The organism is Streptomyces sp. NPDC006463, from assembly GCF_042870715.1.
Lineage (GTDB): Bacteria > Actinomycetota > Actinomycetes > Streptomycetales > Streptomycetaceae > Streptomyces.
This window is the reverse complement of record NZ_JBIAHP010000028.1, coordinates 31,547-50,254: the sequence shown is the minus strand read 5'-3', so window position 1 is coordinate 50,254 and position 18,708 is coordinate 31,547. Positions and strand designations below refer to the sequence as shown.

The following is an 18,708-nucleotide window of genomic DNA, read 5'->3' as shown; positions in this document are numbered from 1 at the left end:
ACCTCCTCGCTCATCGAAATACCGCACACGACCGTGCCCATCAACGGACAAGTCCGAAGACGGACGTACATCGCCTCAGCCGCGACCCGGTCTGGAAAATTCCAGAACGGACCGCGGCTGAGGTCTGCTGCGTCCCGGAGGATGACCCTCCGGGGCTCAGCGGTTCAAACTCCGACGGGTGTTCAGCCCGTTACGGCGCGCAGCCGGACATCCGCGCGACGCTCGGCGGCGGCGTCCGCCTCCGCCTTCGCGCGCTCCAGTGCCCGCTCCGCACGCTGGACGTCAATCTCGTCCGCGAGCTCGGCGATCTCGGCCAGCAGGGACAGCTTGTTGTCCGCGAACGAGATGAAACCGCCGTGCACCGCGGCGATGACAGTGTCGCCCGCGCTGGTGCGGATGGTCACAGGGCCCGATTCCAGCACACCGAGAAGCGGCTGGTGACCGGGCATGACGCCGATGTCGCCGGACGTGGTGCGGGCGACAACAAGGGTGGCCTCGCCGGACCAGACATTGCGGTCCGCCGCGACCAGCTCGACGTGCAGCTCAGCAGCCAAGGTGGCTCCTCGGGTCACCACCCGGCGGGTCAGCCGGGTGTTGGGTCAAATTCTAATGGGCGTGGGGAGAGGGACGGGACATACCCGTCCCTCTCCGTGAAACCTGCGAGCCGGATGCGCTCCGTGAGGAGCGCGCCGGATCAGGAGACGCCCAGCTCCTTGGCGTTGGCCTTCAGGTCCTCGATGCCACCGCACATGAAGAACGCCTGCTCGGGGAAGTGGTCGTAGTCACCGTCGCAGATCGCGTTGAACGCGGTGATCGACTCGTCGAGCGGAACGTCCGAACCGTCCACGCCGGTGAACTGCTTCGCCACGTGGGTGTTCTGCGACAGGAAGCGCTCGACGCGACGGGCACGGTGGACAACGAGCTTGTCCTCCTCGCCCAGCTCGTCGATACCGAGGATCGCGATGATGTCCTGGAGGTCCTTGTACTTCTGGAGGATCCCCTTGACACGCATGGCGGTCGCGTAGTGGTCCGCCGCGATGTACCGCGGGTCGAGGATGCGGGACGTCGAGTCCAGCGGGTCCACGGCCGGGTAGATGCCCTTCTCGGAGATCGGACGGGAAAGAACCGTCGTCGCGTCGAGGTGGGCGAAGGTGGTCGCCGGCGCCGGGTCGGTCAGGTCGTCCGCGGGGACGTAGATCGCCTGCATCGAGGTGATCGAGTGACCACGGGTCGAGGTGATGCGCTCCTGGAGGAGACCCATCTCGTCGGCCAGGTTCGGCTGGTAACCCACCGCGGAGGGCATACGGCCGAGCAGGGTCGACACCTCGGAACCCGCCTGGGTGTACCGGAAGATGTTGTCGATGAAGAACAGCACGTCCTGCTTCTGAACATCGCGGAAGTACTCCGCCATGGTCAGACCGGCCAGCGCGACGCGCAGACGGGTGCCCGGGGGCTCGTCCATCTGGCCGAAGACGAGCGCCGTCTTGTCGATGACGCCCGAGTCGCCCATTTCCTCGATGAGGTCGTTGCCCTCACGGGTACGCTCACCGACGCCCGCGAACACCGACACACCGTCGTGGTTGTTGGCGACGCGGTAGATCATTTCCTGGATCAGAACGGTCTTGCCGACACCGGCACCACCGAACAGACCGATCTTTCCACCCTTGACGTACGGGGTGAGAAGGTCGATGACCTTGACGCCGGTCTCGAACATCTCCGTCTTGGACTCGAGCTCGTCGAAGCTCGGGGCCTTGCGGTGGATGGGCCAGCGCTCGGTGACCTCGGCGTTCGCCTCGGGGTAGTTGAGCACCTCGCCCAGGGTGTTGAAGACCTTGCCCTTGGTGAAGTCACCGACGGGGACGGTGATGCCCTCGCCCGTGTCGGTCACCGTGGCCTGGCGGACCAGGCCGTCGGTCGGCTGCATCGAGATGGTACGGACGAGGCCGTCACCCAGGTGCTGCGCGACCTCGAGGGTCAGGGTCTTGAGCTTGCCGTCCTCGGCCGGGTCGGCGACCTGGACCTTGAGGGCGTTGTAGATCTCGGGCATGGCGTCGACGGGGAACTCCACGTCGACGACCGGGCCGATGACCCGGGCGACGCGGCCCGTGGCGGCGGCCGTCTCAACAGTGGTCGTCATTACTTGTCACTCCCCGCGGTCGCGTCAGCCATGGCGCTCGCGCCACCGACGATCTCGCTGATTTCCTGGGTGATTTCGGCCTGGCGGGCCGCGTTGGCAAGCCGGGAGAGGCTCTTGATGAGATCCCCGGCGTTGTCGGTCGCCGACTTCATCGCGCGGCGGCGGGCGGCGTGCTCGGAAGCGGCCGACTGCAGCAGTGCGTTGTAGATGCGGCTCTCGACGTAGCGCGGCAGCAGGGCGTCGAGGACGTCCTCCGCCGACGGCTCGAAGTCGAACAGCGGAAGGATTTCGCCCTTCGTACCGGTCTCCTCCGCGGCCTTCTCGAGGCTGAGCGGCAGCATCCGGCCGTCGACCGCGTTCTGCGTCATCATCGACACGAATTCCGTGTAGACGATGTGCAGCTCGTCGATGCCACCTTCGGCGGTGTCCGCCTGGATGGCCTCGATCAGCGGCCCCGCGACGCGCTTGGCGTCGGCGTACTCCGGCCTGTCGGTGAAGCCGGTCCACGAGTCCGCGATCTTGCGCTCGCGGAACCCGTAGTAGGCGACACCCTTGCGGCCGACGATGTAGGCATCGACGTCCTTGCCCTCAGCGCGCAGCCGCTCGGTGAGCCGGTCGGCCTGCTTGATGGCGTTCGAGGAGTAGCCGCCGGCCAGACCGCGGTCGCTCGTGATGAGCAGGACCGCGGCGCGGGTCGGCGCCTCGACCTCGGTGGTCAGGGCGTGCTTGGTGTTCGAACCGGTCGCCACCGCGGTCACCGCGCGGGTGAGCTCGGTCGCGTACGGCATCGACGCCGCCACCTTGCGCTGCGCCTTGACGATGCGCGAGGCGGAGATCATCTCCATCGCCTTGGTGATCTTCTTGGTCGCCGTGATGGCACGGATGCGACGCTTGTAGACCCGGAGCTGCGCTCCCATGAGTCAGGTCCCTTCCGTCGTCACTTGGAGACGTTGACGGCCGGCACGTCCTCGCCCAGGAGCTTGCCGTCCGAGGTCTCGAACTGGCGCTTGAAGCCGGCAATGGCGTCCGCGACCGAGGTCAGCGTGTCGTCCGACATCTTGCCGCCCTCGGCGATGGAGGTGAGGAGGTCCTTGCGCTCGCGGCGCAGGTGCTCCAGCAGCTCCGACTCGAAGCGGCGGATGTCGGCCACCGGGACGTCGTCCATCTTGCCGGTGGTACCGGCCCAGACGGAGACGACCTGCTCCTCGACCGGCATCGGCTGGTACTGGCCCTGCTTCAGCAGCTCGACCATCCGCTTGCCGCGCTCCAGCGAAGCCTTCGACGCGGCGTCCAGGTCGGAACCGAAGGCGGCGAACGCCTCCAGCTCGCGGTACTGGGCGAGGTCCACGCGCAGACGGCCGGAAACCTGCTTCATGGCCTTGTGCTGCGCGGAGCCACCGACGCGGGAGACCGAGATACCGACGTTCAGCGCCGGGCGCTGGCCCGCGTTGAACAGGTCGGACTCCAGGAAGCACTGGCCGTCGGTGATGGAGATGACGTTGGTCGGGATGAACGCCGACACGTCGTTCGCCTTGGTCTCGACGATCGGCAGACCGGTCATCGAACCGGCACCCATCTCGTCGGAGAGCTTGGCGCAGCGCTCCAGCAGACGCGAGTGCAGGTAGAAGACGTCACCCGGGTAGGCCTCACGGCCCGGCGGGCGGCGCAGCAGCAGCGACACGGCGCGGTAGGCGTCGGCCTGCTTCGACAGGTCGTCGAAGATGATCAGGACGTGCTTGCCGGCGTACATCCAGTGCTGGCCGATGGCGGAACCGGTGTACGGCGCCAGGTACTTGAAGCCGGCCGGGTCGGACGCCGGGGCGGCGACGATCGTCGTGTACTCGAGCGCGCCGGCCTCTTCCAGGGCGCCGCGAACGGACGCGATGGTCGAGCCCTTCTGGCCGATGGCGACGTAGATGCAGCGGACCTGCTTGTTCACGTCGCCCGAGCGCCAGTTGTCGCGCTGGTTGATGATCGTGTCGACGGCCAGAGCGGTCTTACCCGTCTGGCGGTCACCGATGATCAGCTGACGCTGGCCACGGCCGATCGGCACCATCGCGTCGACGGCCTTGTAGCCGGTCTGCATGGGCTCGTGCACCGACTTACGGACCATGACGCCCGGGGCCTGCAGCTCGAGGGCGCGGCGTCCTTCGGTCGCGATCTCGCCGAGGCCGTCGATCGGGTTGCCGAGCGGGTCGACAACACGGCCGAGGTAGCCCTCGCCGACGCCTACGGAGAGGACCTCACCGGTGCGCTGCACCGGCTGACCCTCTTCGATACCGCTGAATTCGCCGAGGACGATCGCACCGATCTCGCGCTCCTCGAGGTTGAGGGCGAGACCGAGGGTGCCGTCCTCGAACTTCAGCAGCTCGTTCGCCATGGCGGAGGGCAGGCCCTCCACCTTCGCGATGCCGTCGCCGGCAACGCTGACCGTTCCGACCTCCTCGCGCGAGGCCGCGTCCGGCTGGTACGACTGGACAAAGTTCTCCAGTGCGTCCCGGATCTCCTCCGGCCGGATCGTGAGCTCCGCCATCTGGGTTCCCTGCTCTCCTTGTTGGGCCTGAAGCTTCTTAGGGGGTCTGGGGGCGACCCCCAGGAATCTTCTGCAAGTTCTGCACGGCCCAACCGGGCCGCTAGGAATGCTTTTGTTCTGTTGGTGGCTGGTCAGCCGGCCATGCGGCGGGACGCCTCGGCGAGGCGGTCCGCGATGGTGCCGTCGATGACCTCGTCGCCGACTCGCACCGAGATCCCGCCGAGGACCTCGGGGTCCACGTCGAGGTTCAGGTGCATCTGGCGGCCGTACAGCTTGGCCAGCACCGCGCCGAGACGCGCCTTCTGCACGTCGCTGAGCGGAACCGCGCTGGTCACGGTGGCGACCATGCGGTCACGGCGCTCGGCGGCGAGCTTGGAAAGGGACTCGAGTCCCGCTTCCAGGCTACGTCCACGCGGATGCGTGACAAGACGGATCACCAGGCGCTCGGTGACGGCGTTCACCTTGCCGCCGAGCAGGCTGCGCAGCAGCTCGCTCTTGGCGGAGGCGGTCGCCGCCCGGTCGGTCAGCGCGGCGCGCAGCTCGGTGTTCGAGGAGACGATCCGGCCGAACCGGAACACCTCGTCCTCGACGTTGTCGAGCGCGTCGCCCTGCTGGGCCGCCGTGAGGTCGGCGGTGGCCGCCAGCTCCTCCAGCGAGTCCACCAGGTCACGCGACTGCGACCAGCGGGACCGGGCCATGCCGGACACCAGGTCGAGGGCTTCCCCGCCAACCTGACCGCCGAGCAGCCGAGCGACGAGCTCGGCCTTGGCCTCGCCCGACTGCGCCGGGTCCGTGATGACCCGACGCAGCGAGACCTCACGGTCGAGCAGCGCAGTGACGGCAGCCAGCTCACCGGCAAGCTTCGCCGCGTCGACGGACGTGTTGTCCGTCAGCGCGTCGAGACGCTCGCGCGCGGAGGCCAGCGCCTCGCGGCTCGCTCCGTTCATCGGGCGGCCTCGGCCTTCTCCTCAAGCTCGCTGAGGAAGCGGTCGATCGTGCGGCTCTGCCGGGCGTGGTCCTCAAGGGACTCACCGACGAGCTTTCCGGCCAGGTCGGTGGCGAGCTTGCCCACGTCCTGGCGCAGCGCCTGAGAGGCGGCCTTGCGGTCTGCCGCGATCTGGGCGTGACCGGCAGCGATGATCTCCTCACGCTGCCGCTGGCCCTCTGCGCGCAGTTCTTCCTTCAGCGCAGTGCCCTGCTCCAGCGCTTCCTGGCGCAGGCGCGCGGCCTCGTGCCGGGCTTCGGCGAGCTGGGCCTTGTACTGCTCCAGCACGCTCTGAGCCTCGGTCTGAGCGGCTTCCGCCTTCTCGATACCGCCCTCGATCGCCTCGCGGCGCTCTTCCAGAACCTTGTTGATGTTCGGGAGGAGCTTCTTCGCGAGGAAACCGAAGACGATGACGAAGGCGATCAGACCGATGACGAGCTCGGGGATCGGCGGGAAGAGCGGGTTTTCCGTCTCTGCCGCGAGAACCAGGAGGTTCACATCAGTGCCTTTCGTCTAGTGGGCTGTTCGTCGAGACCGAGGATCAGGAGCTCGGGTAGACGAACGGCATGACCAGACCGATCAGGGCGAGCGCCTCACAGAAGGCGAAGCCGAGGATCTGGTTGGCGCGGATCAGACCGGCAGCCTCGGGCTGACGGGCGAGGGCCTGGGTGCCGTTACCGAAGATGATGCCGACGCCGACGCCGGGGCCGATGGCCGCGAGACCGTAACCAACGGAGCTGAGGGAACCGGTGACGGCGGCAAGGGTCTGGGACATGCCAGTTCTTCCTTCTCTTTCACGGACCGGTGGGGGTTGGCCACCGGACGAATACGGGGGGCTGAGCGGGGGCGGGCCTGGCTCAGTGGTGCTCGGCGAGCGCGCCCTGGAGGTAGCTGCAGGCCAGGAGGACGAAGACGTACGCCTGGACAGCCTGGATGAAGAGCTCGAAGGCGGTCATCACGATGACCATCACGAACGAGACACCCGCGTAGGCGATGCCGATGCCGTTCAGCAGGTACCAGCTGGCGATCGTGAAGAGCAGCAGCAGGGTGTGACCGGCGAACATGTTCGCGAACAGTCGGACCGCGTGGGTGAAGGGCCGGACCAGGACGTTCGAGAAGAACTCGATGACCATGACGAGCGGCAGCACGCCGCCGAGGCTCTTGTCGTAGCCCGTCAGGTTCTTGAAGCCGCCGACGAAGCCGTGACGCTTGAACGTCACGCTCATCCAGATCACGTACACGATCGCAGCCAGGGCCGCGGGGTACGCGATGATCGCCGTCACCGGGAACTGGGCCACCGGAATGATCGACCAGAGGTTCAGGACCCAGACGAAGAAGAACAGCGAGACCATGAAGGGGACGTACTTCTCGCCCTCCTTCTTGCCCAGCGTCTCGTACACGATGCCGCGGCGTACGAAGTCGTAGCCGGCCTCGGCGACCATCTGGAACTTGCCGGGGACGAGCTTCGGCTTGGCGAAGGCGGCCCAGAAGAAGCCCACGATGATGACGGAGCCCAGGAGGGCCAGCAGCATCGGCTTGTTGAAGTACGTGCTGGTCAGGCCAGGCTCGCCCCACAGCGGCTCGAAAAGGAACGAGTGCAGGCCCGGGCCGGGGAAGCCACATCCGTCGAAGATGTGACAGTCGGTCTCGAAAGCGAGGACCTGCGTCGGGTCAGCACTCACCGCGGGCTCCTTCAGCGTGGCGCATAGGTACGGCAACCTCGTTGTGTCGGCGCGGCGCGCAGCCGCGGTTCGGCACTGGACTGGTGTTACGGATGGTGGGGCGGCAGTCAGGCATCGAGCCTCGCGATGGGACAGGCGTCAGCTCAGATGCCCGCGCCCGCAGTGCCGCATATGGCACCGGACGATAGCAGGACGTCGAACTCGCACTTATCCCGACCCTACCCTTCACGACTTGGACCCCGGATTTTCGGGCTTGTCGCCCTTCACCGAGTCCGGTTCGACGTAAAGGATCTTGGCCTTCATGTGAGCACGGGTCTGCGCGCCGATCCACACGAGGGTGGTGGCCACGAGCGTGATCGCGAACGCCCTGGGGTTGAACAGCGTCGTGTTCTTGAACACCGCGAGGAAGACGAAGAGCAGCAGGATCTGGAGCGCATAGAGCATGAGCCCCATGGCCTGGAAAAGATGCGGAAGCGACTTCGCGGTGCGCTGCAGAACGACGAACCCGATGCCCATGAACAGGATCACGACCAGCGTCGCGACGACGGCACCGACCGCACCCTTGCCGCCGACGACCAGCCCGCTGATCAAGGCGGCTACAGCGCCCGCGACAGCGGTGGGTACGGCGGCTTGCAGGAGGGATCGGACATCATCTGACCGCATGGCGGTTTGCTCCGCGTGGTGGTGGGGGCACGGGACTCGTACGGGACGAGCGTAAGCCCGGTCCGAGAGGGAACCTCGGGCCAATGGACCGTCGCACTACGGTCCTTCGGCTCTGTCGCCGGGTTTAGTGAACGGTATCACAAACTATTTGATGAGAGCTTTACCTGCGGAGTGTGCTGACTGTCACACATGAGAGTGACCCTGCCCGTGTGTGCGCGACAGGAGAACCTCTTGTCTGGTAAAGGGCGTTCATGTCCGACATGCGTCGGCGCCGTCAGCGGGCCGATTCAGCCTTACGCCTCTCGGGGAAGCGCGAACGGGGGCCGATGGCGGTCGCCCCGTTGACGCCTGACACACCGGCGGCGATCGGCCTGACGGGTTCGGGCTCGCTTCCCGAGGCGTCCGCGGCGGCGGCTTCCGCCGCGGCCTCGGCGGCCCGCGCGGCGTGCCGGTAACGCGGCGGCACCAGCCCGTAGGCCCAGCGCGGAGCGCGCGGGGTGAAGCGCGGCAGGAGCAGCAGGATCAGGCCCACGGCACTGAGCGCGGCGATCGCCAGGACGATCCACATCGAGGCGGAATTCACCGAGTACGCCACGGTGCCGAAGGCGATCAGCCCCGACCAGAAGTACATGATGAGCACCGCGCGGCTGTGTGAGTGCCCGAGTTCCAGCAGCCGGTGGTGAAGGTGCCCGCGGTCGGCCGCGAAGGGCGACTGGCCCTTCCAGGTACGCCGGACGATGGCCAGGATCAGGTCCGCCATCGGGATCGCGATGATGGTCAGCGGCAGCAGCAGCGGGATGTAGGCGGGGAGCATCGCGTGCGTCGCGTTGCGCTCGCCGCCCGCGAAGAGGGCCAGCGCGTCCGGGTCCACCTGCCCGCTGATGGAGATCGCGGAGGCGGCCAGCACCAGGCCGATGAGCATCGAGCCGGAGTCGCCCATGAAGATCCGGGCGGGGTGCATGTTGTGCGGCAGGAAGCCCAGGCACATCCCCATCAGGATCGCGGCGAAGAGGGTCGCGGGCGCGGCTTGCTCGATGCCGTAGCCGAACCACAGCCGGTAGGCGTACAGGAACAGCGCGGCGGCGGCGATGCAGACCATGCCGGCGGCGAGGCCGTCCAGCCCGTCCACGAAGTTCACCGCGTTGATGGTGATCACGACGAGGGCGACGGTGAGCAGGTTGCCCTGCCACTGGGTGAGCGGGACCGTCCCGATCCCCGGGACGGGGATCCACAGGATGGTCAGACCCTGCATGACCATCACACCGGCGGAGATCATCTGCGCGCCGAGCTTGATCAGGGCGTCGAGCTCGAACTTGTCGTCGAGTACGCCGACCAGCCAGATCAGGGCGGCGCCGGAGAGCAGTGCGCGCGGTTCGTTCGACAGCTCGAAGACGCCGTTGAGGTTGCGCAGGTGGTCGGCGACCAGCAGGCCGGCGCACAGTCCGCCGAACATCGCGATGCCGCCCAGCCGCGGCGTGGGCTCGCGGTGCACGTCGCGGGCGCGGATCTCCGGCATGGCCCCGGCCGCGATCGCGAACTTCCGCACGGGCCCGGTCAGCAGGTAGGTCACCGCGACCGTGACGCAAAGCGTCAGCAGATATTCACGCACGGGCTGCCCCAGATGTATCGCCGGCCATCTCAGCCCCACACATTAGCTGTGATGTCGCCACCATCGAGGACGCGAGGGGGCGGTATCCCGGTTGCAGTACGCCCCTTTTGTCCCGATTACTCACCGTACGGGGGAAATCCCATCGTCAGCTCGTTGACCTCCGCACGCGTTTTCGCGGCTTCCCCGTGCAGCGCGGCGGCAAACAGTGCCGCGACTCGGAGCATCTCGGGCTCCCCCATCCCCTGGGTGGTCACGGCGGCCGTGCCCAGCCGGATGCCGCGCTGGTCCCCGTACGGGAGGGCGCAGGTGTCGAGCACGATCCCGGCGGCGGCCAGCCGGCCGCGCGCGGTCGGGCCGTCGACTCCCAGCGGTGCCGGGTCCGCGGTGATCAGGTGCGTGTCGGTCCCGCCGGTGGTGATCGTGAAACCGTGGTCCTCAAGCGCCTGTGCCAGCGCCCTGGCGTTGCCGACGACCCGGTGGGCGTACGTGGTGAAGGCGGGGCCCGCGGCCTCCCCGAAGGCGACGGCCTTGGCGGCGATGGTGTGCATCTGGGCGCCGCCCTGGGTGAAGGGGAACACCGCCCGGTCGATCCGCTCGGCGAACTCGGCGCCGCACAGGAGCATCCCGCCGCGCGGCCCGCGCAGCACCTTGTGCGTGGTCGCGCAGACGACGTCGGCGTAGGGGACCGGGCTGGGCGCGGCTCCGCCGGCCACCAGCCCGATCGGATGGGCGGCGTCGGCGATCAGATAGGCCCCTACCTCGTCGGCGATCTCCCGGAAGGCGGAGTACTCGGGGTGGCGGGGGTAGGAGATGGACCCGCAGACGATCGCCTTGGGGCGGTGCGCGCGGGCGAGGTCCTGCACCTGCTGGTAGTCGATGAGCCCCGTCTCGGCGTCGACGCCGTACCCGACGAAGTCGAACCACCGGCCGGAGAAGTTGGCGGGCGAGCCGTGGGTGAGGTGGCCCCCGTACGGGAGCCCCATCGCCAGCACCGTGTCCCCGGGCCGCAGCAGTGCGGCGTAGGCGGCCAGGACGGCGGAGGAGCCGGAGTGCGGCTGTACGTTGGCGTGCTCGGCCGCGAACAGCGCCTTGGCCCGTTCCACGGCGACCTGCTCGGCCACGTCGACGTACTCGCACCCGCCGTGGTAGCGGGCACCGGGGTATCCCTCGGCGTACTTGTTGGAGAGCGTGGACCCGAGCGCGGCGAGCACGGCGGGCGAGGTGAAGTTCTCGGCTGCGATCAGCTGCAGCGTGCTCGCCTGCCGCTGCCGCTCCCCCGCGAGCACGTCGGCCATCTGCGGGTCCTGCCGTCGCAGGAGGTCCGTGGGCTGGGTGATGACGCTCATGGCGCGACTCCAGGGGATACCGGGTACCAGCCACTGTAGGCCCAGGCCGCGCATCGCGCCCTGCGACGGGCCGTCCGCCCCGTGCCGCCTTCGGCCCCGCGGGTCAGCGGGAGGCGGTGACGCCCGTCAGGGCCGTGACCACGGGGTCCAGCGCCTGGTTGATCTCGTCGCCGATCGAGCGGAAGAAGGTGATCGGCGCCCCGTACGGGTCGTACACCTCGTCCGCGTCCGGAGAGGGGGCCAGCAGCCAGCCCCGCAGGGCCGCCGCGGCCCGTACCAGCGCCCGCGCCCGCTCCGCCATGCCGTCGTCGAGCGGCGGCAGCGTGGCCGGATCTATCGCCCGGACCAGCCGGGTGAACTCCTTCAGCGTGAAGGTGCGCAGCCCCGCCGAATGCCCCATCGAGATGACCTGGGCCCGGTGGTCGCGCGTGGCGGTCAGCACCAGGTCCGCGCGTATGACGTGCTCGTCCAGCAGCTCCCGCCCGGTGAACCCGGAGGCGTCGGCCCCGAAGTCCGCCAGCACGGCGGCCGCGTTCGCCTCCATGGGGGCGCCCTCGTGGCCCCAGGTGCCGGCGCTCTCCACGATGAGGTCCCCGTGGGCGAGGCCACCGAGCCGGTGCGAGAGGGCATGCCGCGTCAGCCGCTCGGTGATGGGCGAGCGGCACACGTTGCCGGTGCTGACGTGGAGGATGCGGAAGGTGTCTCCCCCAGCCTCTGCTGGGAGGTACCCCGTTGCTATGCCACGCCCCTCAGGGCTCACGGGGCGACCTCGAGGTCGGGTACGACCTCCCGCAGCTGGTCCGCGGTGAGCGCCCCTTCCCGCAGCAGGACGGGAACCTTCCCCGTGACGTCGACGATCGACGACGGCTGGATGCCGGGGGTCGGGCCGCCGTCGAGGTACACGGACACGGAGTCCCCGAGCATCTCGCGCGCGGCGTCGCAGTCCTCCGGCGCCGGGTGCCCGGACAGGTTGGCCGAGGACACCGCCATCGGGCCGACCTCGGTCAGCAGCTCGATCGCGACGGGGTGCAGGGGCATGCGCACGGCGACGGTGCCGTGGGTGTCGCCGAGGTCCCAGGCGAGCGAGGGCTGGTGCTTGGCGACCAGCGTCAGCGCGCCCGGCCAGAACGCGTCGACGAGCTCCCACGCCTGCTCGGAGAAGTCGGTGACCAGGCCGTGCAGGGTGTTCGGGGAGCCGATGAGGACAGGGGTGGGCATGCCGCGGCCCCGGCCCTTGGCGGCGAGCAGGTCATGGACGGCCTCCGGGCTGAAGGCGTCCGCGCCGATCCCGTAGAGGGTGTCGGTGGGCAGCACGACGAGCTCGCCGCGGCGCACGGCGGATGCGGCTTCACGCAGACCCGTCTTGCGGTCCGTCGCGTCGTTGCAGTCGTATCGCCGGGCCATCAGCGGGACTCCTCGTGCAGCAGGGGGGTGGCGGGGTAGCTCGCAAGCGTCACGGCAGGGCCTTGCGGGCGGTGGCGAAGCGGGGGCGGTTGTTCAGGTCGGGGTGGTCGGCGGCATCGGCCCAGCCCCGTTCGTCGGCGAAGATCCACGGGACCTGGCCGCCCTGGGTGTCGGCGTGCTCGATGACGACGATGCCGCCGGGCCGCAGCAGCCGGTGCGCGGTGCGCTCGATGCCGCGGATGGTGTCGAGGCCGTCCTCGCCGGAGAACAGGGCCATCTCCGGGTCGTGGTCGCGGGCCTCGGGGGCCACGTACTCCCACTCGGTGAGCGGGATGTACGGCGGGTTGGAGATGACCAGGTCGACCTGGCCGTCGAGCTCGGGCAGGGCGCTCAGCGCGTCACCCTGGTGGACGGTGACCCGGGAGCCCTCGGCGTTCTTGCGGGTCCACCGCAGGGCGTCCTCGGACAGCTCGACCGCGTGCACGCGCGAGCGCGGCACCTCCTGCGCCATGGCCAGCGCGATCGCGCCGGAACCGCTGCACAGGTCGACGATCATCGGCTCGACGACGTCCATAGCCCGGACGGCGTGTATGGCCCAGTCCACGACCGACTCGGTCTCGGGCCGCGGGACGAAGACCCCGGGCCCGACCTGGAGCTCCAGGTACCGGAAGAAGGCGCGGCCGGTGATGTGCTGGAGCGGCTCGCGCGCCTCGCGGCGGGCGACGGCCTCCCAGTAGCGGGCGTCGAAGTCCGCGTCCTTGACGTGGTGCAGTTCCCCCCGCTTGACGCCGTGCACGAAGGCCGCGAGCTCCTCCGCGTCGAAGCGCGGTGAGGGCACGCCGGCGGCGGCCAGCCGCTGGGTGGCCTGGGCCACCTCGGCAAGCAGCAAGTTCACGCTGGTCCTCCGGGCTGCTGTCGTACGGGGTGAAGCGGGGGCAGGCAGGTCAGGCAGGGGTCAGTGCGCGGCCGCGAGCTTCGCGGCGGAGTCCGTGTCGACGCAGGCCTGGATGACCGGGTCGAGGTCCCCGTCGAGCACCTGGTCCAAGTTGTACGCCTTGAAGCCGGTCCGGTGGTCCGAGATCCGGTTTTCCGGGAAGTTGTACGTACGGATCTTCTCGGAGCGGTCCACGCTGCGCACCTGGCTGCGGCGCACGTCGGAGGCCTCCTGTTCGGCGGCTTCCTGGGCGGCGGCCAGCAGACGCGAGCGCAGGATGCGCATCGCCTGCTCCTTGTTCTGGAGCTGGCTCTTCTCGTTCTGGCAGGAGGCGACCACACCGGTCGGGATGTGCGTGATGCGCACGGCCGAGTCGGTGGTGTTGACGGACTGGCCGCCGGGGCCCGACGAGCGGTACACGTCGATGCGGAGGTCGTTCATGTTGATCTCGACCTCGACCTCCTCGGCCTCCGGGGTGACGAGCACGCCGGCGGCGGAGGTGTGGATGCGGCCCTGCGACTCGGTGGCCGGAACGCGCTGGACGCGGTGCACGCCGCCCTCGTACTTCAGGCGGGCCCACACGCCCTGGCCGGGCTCGGTGGCGCCGTTGCCGCCCTTGGTGCGGACGGAGACCTGGACGTCCTTGTAGCCGCCGAGCTCGGACTCGGTGGCGTCGATGATCTCGGTCTTCCAGCCCACGCGCTCGGCGTAGCGCAGGTACATGCGCAGCAGGTCGCCGGCGAACAGGGCCGACTCGTCGCCGCCCGCGCCCGCCTTGACCTCCAGGAGCACGTCCTTGTCGTCGCTGGGGTCGCGCGGGACCAGGAGCAGGCGGAGCTTCTCGGTGAGCTCCTCGCGCTGCTGGGTCAGCTCCTTGACCTCGGCGGCGAAGTCCGGGTCGTCCGCCGCGAACTCCTTGGCCGTTTCGATGTCCTCGGCCGACTGCTTCCAGGCACGGAAGGTCGCAACGATCGGGGTCAGCTCCGCGTAGCGCTTGTTCAGCTTGCGGGCGTTGGCCTGATCGGAGTGGACCGAAGGGTCGGCGAGCTTCTTCTCAAGATCGGCGTGCTCGCCGATCAGTTCCTCGACCGCCTCGAACATCGGGGTACTCCTGGTGTGAAAGTGCGATGGGACCGCACGGGCTTGGGTTACGGGCTAGACGACGACAAAGGCGCCGGTCCGGCCGCCCCCGAGTGGACAGGGAGCGGCCGGAAACCGGCGCCTGGGTCGCGCTACTTCTTGGCCGCACCCTTGCCGAAACGAGCCTCGAAGCGGGCCACGCGGCCACCGGTGTCGAGGATCTTCTGCTTGCCCGTGTAGAACGGGTGGCACTCGGAGCAGACCTCGGCACGGATGGTGCCCTCGGTGAGGGTGCTACGGGTGGTGAACGACGCGCCACAGGTGCAGCTGACCTGGGTCTCGACGTACTCGGGGTGGATCTCGCTCTTCAAGGTGTCTCCTAGATTCGGGAGGGCGCCGGGTCGCAGGAGCCGAATTGCGCGCTGCGTGAACCGGGGCCGACAGACCAGTCTGCCAGTACCGGGCTGCCTGTCAAAATTCTGAGGACGCCTCCCTCAACGGAGAGGGACCGGCATCTATTCCGGACCGGCTCGCAGCCGTCGCGCAGTCCGTGTGGACAGGGGCGCTACTGGACGATCCCGCCGACGGTGCCCTTGTCGCCCATCGAGTTCTCGGTGGCCTCCGCAGGGACGGGCTGGTCGGCGAGCAGGGCGTCCCAGACCATCTTGGACTGCTTGGTCAGCGGCGCCACGCGGTCGGAATCGAGCGGGTCCGCGGTCACCGGCAGCGTGATCATCTGCATGTTCTGGGCGTCGATGCCCTGGAGGCTCTGGGCGAAGCCCATGAGCGACTTCACATCGCCGAGCGCCTTGTCGGTGGTGAGCGCCTTGGTGCCGGTGTCGGCGAGGTCGAGCAGCCGCTTGGGGTTGTCGAACAGGCCGATGCCCTTCACCTGCTTGATCAGCGCCTTGATGAAGGCCTGCTGGAGCTGTATTCGGCCGAGGTCGCTGCCGTCGCCGACGCTCTTGCGGGTACGGACGAGGCCGAGGGCCTGCTCGCCGTTGAGCTTGTTCGGGCCTGCCGCGAGTTCGAGGTGACTGGACCCGTCCTTGATCGGCTTCGTGATGTTCACGTCCACGCCGCCGAGGGTGTCGATGATCTTCTTGAAGCCCGTGAAGTCGACCTCGATGTAGTGGTCCATGCGGATGCCGGACATCTTCTCGACGGTCTTGACCGCGCAGGCCGCCCCGCCGACGGTGTACGCCTCGTTGAACTGCCTGCGCGTTCCGCCGGGGTCGGTCTTCCCCTTGCCCGTGGGGCAAGCGGGGCGGGCGGTCATGGTGTCGCGCGGGATCGATATGACGCTGGCCTTCTGGTGGCCCTCGTAGAGGTGGACGATCATCGCGGTGTCGGAACGGGCGGAGCCGCCGTCGTCCCGGCCGTACTCGCCGTTGGCGCCGCCTCGGGAGTCGGAGCCCAGCACCAGGATGTCCATGGAGCCGTTGTCGACGTTCTGCGGGCGGTCGGCACCGAGCGCCTGGTCGATGTCGACGGTCTTCAGGTTGCCGTTGAGCTTGAAGTAGAAGTAGCCGAGCCCCGCCCCGCCCACCAGGACCACGCCCGCGGCGCTCCACGCGGCGATGACGAGGGCTCTGCGGCGCTTCGGCGGTTTCCGTCGGCGCCTGCTCGCGGCGCGCCGGCCGCTGCCCGTGCTGTCGTCGCTCATGCTCTCCTCGGTCCTGAGTCCGTTTCCCCGGGTCGTCTGAGGCCGCGGTAACCGTGCGGTCCCCTGACACAGACGGCCGGGCGCCCTCCGGGGTTCCACGGGGCCGGAGCACGGGACGGGGTGTGCGCAAGAGCACAGCCGCCCCCGCCGCGGGTGCGGCGGGGGCGGCTGTGGTGATGCCGTGAAGCGGGTCAGTCGTCGTTCTTGCCCGACGGAGTCGTCTTCGCGATCTGCATCAGGAACTCGGCGTTCGACTTCGTCTGCTTCATCTTGTCGAGGAGCAGCTCGATCGCCTGCTGCGAGTCGAGCGCGTGCAGCACCCGGCGCAGCTTCCAGACGATGGCGAGCTCCTCCGCGTTGAGGAGGATCTCCTCCTTGCGGGTGCCCGACGGGTCGACGTCGACAGCCGGGAAGATGCGCTTGTCTGCGAGCTTGCGGTCGAGCTTGAGCTCCATGTTGCCGGTGCCCTTGAACTCCTCGAAGATCACCTCGTCCATGCGCGAGCCGGTGTCGACCAGCGCGGTGGCCAGGATGGTCAGCGAGCCGCCGTCCTCGATGTTGCGCGCGGCACCGAAGAAGCGCTTCGGCGGGTACAGCGCGGTCGAGTCGACACCACCGGACAGGATGCGGCCGGAGGCGGGCGCCGCGAGGTTGTACGCGCGGCCCAGACGGGTAATGGAGTCCAGCAGGACGACCACGTCGTGACCCAGCTCGACGAGACGCTTGGCGCGCTCGATGGCCAGCTCGGCGACGGTGGTGTGGTCCTCGGCCGGGCGGTCGAAGGTCGAGGAGATGACCTCGCCCTTGACCGACCGCTGCATGTCGGTGACCTCTTCCGGACGCTCGTCGACCAGGACGACCATCAGGTGGCACTCGGGGTTGTTGGTGGTGATCGCGTTGGCGATCGCCTGCATGATCATGGTCTTACCGGTCTTCGGCGGGGCCACGATCAGGCCTCGCTGACCCTTGCCGATCGGCGACACGAGGTCGATGATGCGGGTCGTCAGCACGCCCGGGTCGGTCTCCAGGCGGAGCCGGTCCTGCGGGTAGAGCGGGGTCAGCTTCTGGAACTCCGGTCGGCCGCGGCCGGATTCGGGCGCCATGCCGTTCACCGAGTCGAGCCGGACCAGGGCGTTGAACTTCTCGCGGCGCTCGCCGTCCTTGGGCTGGCGCACGGCACCCGTGGTGTGGTCACCCTTGCGCAGACCCGCCTTGCGGACCTGGGCGAGGGAGACGTACACGTCGTTGGGGCCGGGCAGGTAGCCCGAGGTCCGGATGAACGCGTAGTTGTCGAGGATGTCGAGGATGCCCGCGACGGGGATCAGCACATCGTCGTCGGCGACCTGCGGCTCGTTCGGGGCGAACTCGTCGCGGCCACGACGGCCACGGCGGTCGCGGTAGCGGCCGCGACGGCCACGGCGGCCGCTCTCGTCGTCGAAGTCGTCCTGCGGACCGGTGTCCTGGCGGTCCTGACGGCCGCCGCCCTGCTGCTGGCGGTCGGCGCGGTCCTGACGGCCGCCGCCCTGCTGCTGGCGGTCGGCGCGGTCCTGACGGCCGCCGGCCTGCGCGCCCTGGCCCTGCTGGCCCTGGCCGCCCTGACCCTGCTCGTCGGCCTTCGCACCGCGGTCGCGGCGGTCACGCTGGCGGTCGCCGCGCTCGGCACGGTCACGGCGGTCGCGACGGCCGCGGCCCTCGCCGTCCTGCGCGGGGGCGGAGACGGCCGTGGCGGCCTCGGCCTTCACGTCCGTCTGCGGCGCGGTGGCGGTCGCGGTAGCGGCCTCGGCCTTGACGGTCTCGGTCTTCTGCTCGACCTGCACGGCGACGGGGGCCGAGGCCTCCGGGCTGCCGGAGGGGGCGGTGGCCCGACGGCGGCGGCGCTCGCCGACCGGGGCGTCGTCACTGGCCGGCTGCCCCGGGATGTCGATCTGCGCCTGCGCGGCAGGCTTCTCGGCGGGCGCCTCGGCGGCGGCCTCACCCGTACGGGCCTTGCTGGTGGCACGGCGCTTCGGCTTGGCCTCGGCGGTGTCGGTGGCACCCGCGGCGGAGGAGGCGGCCTTGGACGCACCCGCGCCGCCCGCCTGCGTCTCCTTGATGACCTCGATCAGCTGGCTCTTGCGCATCCGCGCGGTGCCCCTGATGCCGAGGCCCGACGCGACCTGCTGCAGCTCGGCCAGGACCATGCCGTCAAGGCCGGTGCCGGTGCGGCGACGCTTGGGTGCGGCGCCCGCGGCGGGGGCACTGGTGTCGACAGATGTGTCGGCAGCGCCCATCAGATCGGTGGTGTCGCTCACGAAGGGTCCTTCCCTGGAGCGGACGTCGGCCTGTCTGGCTCGGCGACCGGTTGTGCTGTCCGACAACAGTCCATTTCCTGATGGGTCATGGACCGCAGCCGGGGCGGTGGTCCGCCGGTAGAGATACGGCGGAAGAAATGTGCATGGGTGGTTCCGGCGAGAAGCCCCCGAGCTGGAAGCGTGGGAATGTCACGCCGATTCCGGAGCGTGCTCGAAACTGCTGGAAGTGATCAAAGCAGTCGGGGAGGCTCCCGGAAGAAAGGTGGTCCCGGATGGGGACACTGAGCACCGAGCCATGGCGGCTTCGGATACGCACTTGAGAGTAACACTACCGGATCCAACAGATATTCCCCCTCTCAATCACCGGCAATCGCGCCC

18 protein-coding genes are annotated in these 18,708 nt (G+C 69.0%); all 18 read right to left on the bottom strand.

Going from position 1 to position 18,708, the window contains the following annotated elements; all coding sequences use genetic code 11:
- Positions 1–182: 182 nt before the first annotated feature.
- The 18 genes from ACFYOB_RS35450 to rho all read right to left on the bottom strand — a co-directional run bounded on the left by ACFYOB_RS35450 (position 183) and on the right by rho (position 18,330).
- Positions 183–554, bottom strand: a complete 372-nt coding sequence (locus ACFYOB_RS35450; RefSeq protein ID WP_388567463.1) for a F0F1 ATP synthase subunit epsilon — start codon at positions 552–554, stop codon at positions 183–185.
- 140 nt (positions 555–694) lie between these two features.
- Complete coding sequence (gene atpD / locus ACFYOB_RS35445; RefSeq protein WP_388567460.1) at positions 695–2,137, bottom strand: F0F1 ATP synthase subunit beta; 1,443 nt, start codon at positions 2,135–2,137, stop codon at positions 695–697.
- Positions 2,137–3,054 (bottom strand): F0F1 ATP synthase subunit gamma, encoded by a 918-nt coding sequence (locus ACFYOB_RS35440; protein ID WP_388567458.1) that lies wholly within the window; start codon positions 3,052–3,054, stop codon positions 2,137–2,139. The genes atpD and ACFYOB_RS35440 overlap by 1 nt, the downstream gene beginning before the upstream one ends.
- A gap of 20 nt (positions 3,055–3,074) precedes the next feature.
- Positions 3,075–4,670: a F0F1 ATP synthase subunit alpha gene (gene atpA, locus ACFYOB_RS35435; RefSeq protein ID WP_388567456.1), complete on the bottom strand. Its 1,596-nt coding sequence runs from the start codon at positions 4,668–4,670 to the stop codon at positions 3,075–3,077.
- A 131-nt stretch (positions 4,671–4,801) separates the two neighbouring features.
- Positions 4,802–5,617, bottom strand: coding sequence for a F0F1 ATP synthase subunit delta (locus ACFYOB_RS35430; protein WP_388567454.1), 816 nt, complete (start codon positions 5,615–5,617; stop codon positions 4,802–4,804).
- Positions 5,614–6,153 (bottom strand): F0F1 ATP synthase subunit B, encoded by a 540-nt coding sequence (locus ACFYOB_RS35425; RefSeq protein WP_328927680.1) that lies wholly within the window; start codon positions 6,151–6,153, stop codon positions 5,614–5,616. Before ACFYOB_RS35425 ends, ACFYOB_RS35430 begins: the two co-directional genes overlap by 4 nt.
- A gap of 43 nt (positions 6,154–6,196) precedes the next feature.
- Positions 6,197–6,430, bottom strand: a complete 234-nt coding sequence (gene atpE / locus ACFYOB_RS35420; RefSeq protein ID WP_007266589.1) for an ATP synthase F0 subunit C — start codon at positions 6,428–6,430, stop codon at positions 6,197–6,199.
- Positions 6,431–6,512: 82 nt separating this feature from the next.
- Complete coding sequence (atpB, locus tag ACFYOB_RS35415; protein WP_388567542.1) at positions 6,513–7,352, bottom strand: F0F1 ATP synthase subunit A; 840 nt, start codon at positions 7,350–7,352, stop codon at positions 6,513–6,515.
- A gap of 210 nt (positions 7,353–7,562) precedes the next feature.
- Positions 7,563–8,000 (bottom strand): hypothetical protein, encoded by a 438-nt coding sequence (locus ACFYOB_RS35410; protein ID WP_388567450.1) that lies wholly within the window; start codon positions 7,998–8,000, stop codon positions 7,563–7,565.
- 274 nt (positions 8,001–8,274) lie between these two features.
- Positions 8,275–9,609, bottom strand: coding sequence for an MraY family glycosyltransferase (locus ACFYOB_RS35405; protein WP_388567448.1), 1,335 nt, complete (start codon positions 9,607–9,609; stop codon positions 8,275–8,277).
- 116 nt (positions 9,610–9,725) lie between these two features.
- Positions 9,726–10,955, bottom strand: a complete 1,230-nt coding sequence (gene glyA, locus ACFYOB_RS35400; RefSeq protein WP_388567446.1) for a serine hydroxymethyltransferase — start codon at positions 10,953–10,955, stop codon at positions 9,726–9,728.
- Between the two features lie 103 nt (positions 10,956–11,058).
- Positions 11,059–11,715, bottom strand: coding sequence for a protein-tyrosine-phosphatase (locus ACFYOB_RS35395; protein ID WP_328927676.1), 657 nt, complete (start codon positions 11,713–11,715; stop codon positions 11,059–11,061).
- A complete protein-coding gene (locus ACFYOB_RS35390) occupies positions 11,712–12,359 on the bottom strand; it encodes an L-threonylcarbamoyladenylate synthase (RefSeq protein WP_301366446.1) in 648 nt (215 codons plus the stop codon). The genes ACFYOB_RS35395 and ACFYOB_RS35390 overlap by 4 nt, the downstream gene beginning before the upstream one ends.
- A gap of 49 nt (positions 12,360–12,408) precedes the next feature.
- Positions 12,409–13,254, bottom strand: a complete 846-nt coding sequence (prmC, locus tag ACFYOB_RS35385) for a peptide chain release factor N(5)-glutamine methyltransferase (protein WP_388567441.1) — start codon at positions 13,252–13,254, stop codon at positions 12,409–12,411.
- Positions 13,255–13,314: 60 nt separating this feature from the next.
- Positions 13,315–14,394: a peptide chain release factor 1 gene (gene prfA / locus ACFYOB_RS35380; protein WP_328927674.1), complete on the bottom strand. Its 1,080-nt coding sequence runs from the start codon at positions 14,392–14,394 to the stop codon at positions 13,315–13,317.
- A gap of 131 nt (positions 14,395–14,525) precedes the next feature.
- The gene (gene rpmE, locus ACFYOB_RS35375; protein WP_328927673.1) at positions 14,526–14,744 is read right to left on the bottom strand and encodes a 50S ribosomal protein L31; all 219 of its coding nucleotides are present in this window, start codon (positions 14,742–14,744) and stop codon (positions 14,526–14,528) included.
- A 194-nt stretch (positions 14,745–14,938) separates the two neighbouring features.
- Positions 14,939–16,039 carry an LCP family protein gene (locus tag ACFYOB_RS35370; RefSeq protein WP_388567437.1) on the bottom strand — a complete coding sequence of 367 codons (1,101 nt, stop codon included), beginning with the start codon at positions 16,037–16,039 and terminating at the stop codon, positions 14,939–14,941.
- Between the two features lie 191 nt (positions 16,040–16,230).
- Positions 16,231–18,330 carry a transcription termination factor Rho gene (gene rho, locus ACFYOB_RS35365; protein WP_388567434.1) on the bottom strand — a complete coding sequence of 700 codons (2,100 nt, stop codon included), beginning with the start codon at positions 18,328–18,330 and terminating at the stop codon, positions 16,231–16,233.
- Positions 18,331–18,708: the final 378 nt, after the last annotated feature.

What these genes read in the sequence shown, in the direction of transcription:
- atpD (WP_388567460.1), bottom strand. Translation starts at nt 2,137, where the DNA reads ATGACGACCACTGTTGAGACGGCCGCCGCCACGGGCCGCGTCGCCCGG.
- ACFYOB_RS35440 (WP_388567458.1), bottom strand. Translation starts at nt 3,054, where the DNA reads ATGGGAGCGCAGCTCCGGGTCTACAAGCGTCGCATCCGTGCCATCACG.
- atpA (WP_388567456.1), bottom strand. Translation starts at nt 4,670, where the DNA reads ATGGCGGAGCTCACGATCCGGCCGGAGGAGATCCGGGACGCACTGGAG.
- ACFYOB_RS35430 (WP_388567454.1), bottom strand. Translation starts at nt 5,617, where the DNA reads ATGAACGGAGCGAGCCGCGAGGCGCTGGCCTCCGCGCGCGAGCGTCTC.
- atpE (WP_007266589.1), bottom strand. Translation starts at nt 6,430, where the DNA reads ATGTCCCAGACCCTTGCCGCCGTCACCGGTTCCCTCAGCTCCGTTGGT.
- ACFYOB_RS35410 (WP_388567450.1), bottom strand. Translation starts at nt 8,000, where the DNA reads ATGCGGTCAGATGATGTCCGATCCCTCCTGCAAGCCGCCGTACCCACC.
- glyA (WP_388567446.1), bottom strand. Translation starts at nt 10,955, where the DNA reads ATGAGCGTCATCACCCAGCCCACGGACCTCCTGCGACGGCAGGACCCG.
- ACFYOB_RS35390 (WP_301366446.1), bottom strand. Translation starts at nt 12,359, where the DNA reads ATGGCCCGGCGATACGACTGCAACGACGCGACGGACCGCAAGACGGGT.
- prfA (WP_328927674.1), bottom strand. Translation starts at nt 14,394, where the DNA reads ATGTTCGAGGCGGTCGAGGAACTGATCGGCGAGCACGCCGATCTTGAG.
- ACFYOB_RS35370 (WP_388567437.1), bottom strand. Translation starts at nt 16,039, where the DNA reads ATGAGCGACGACAGCACGGGCAGCGGCCGGCGCGCCGCGAGCAGGCGC.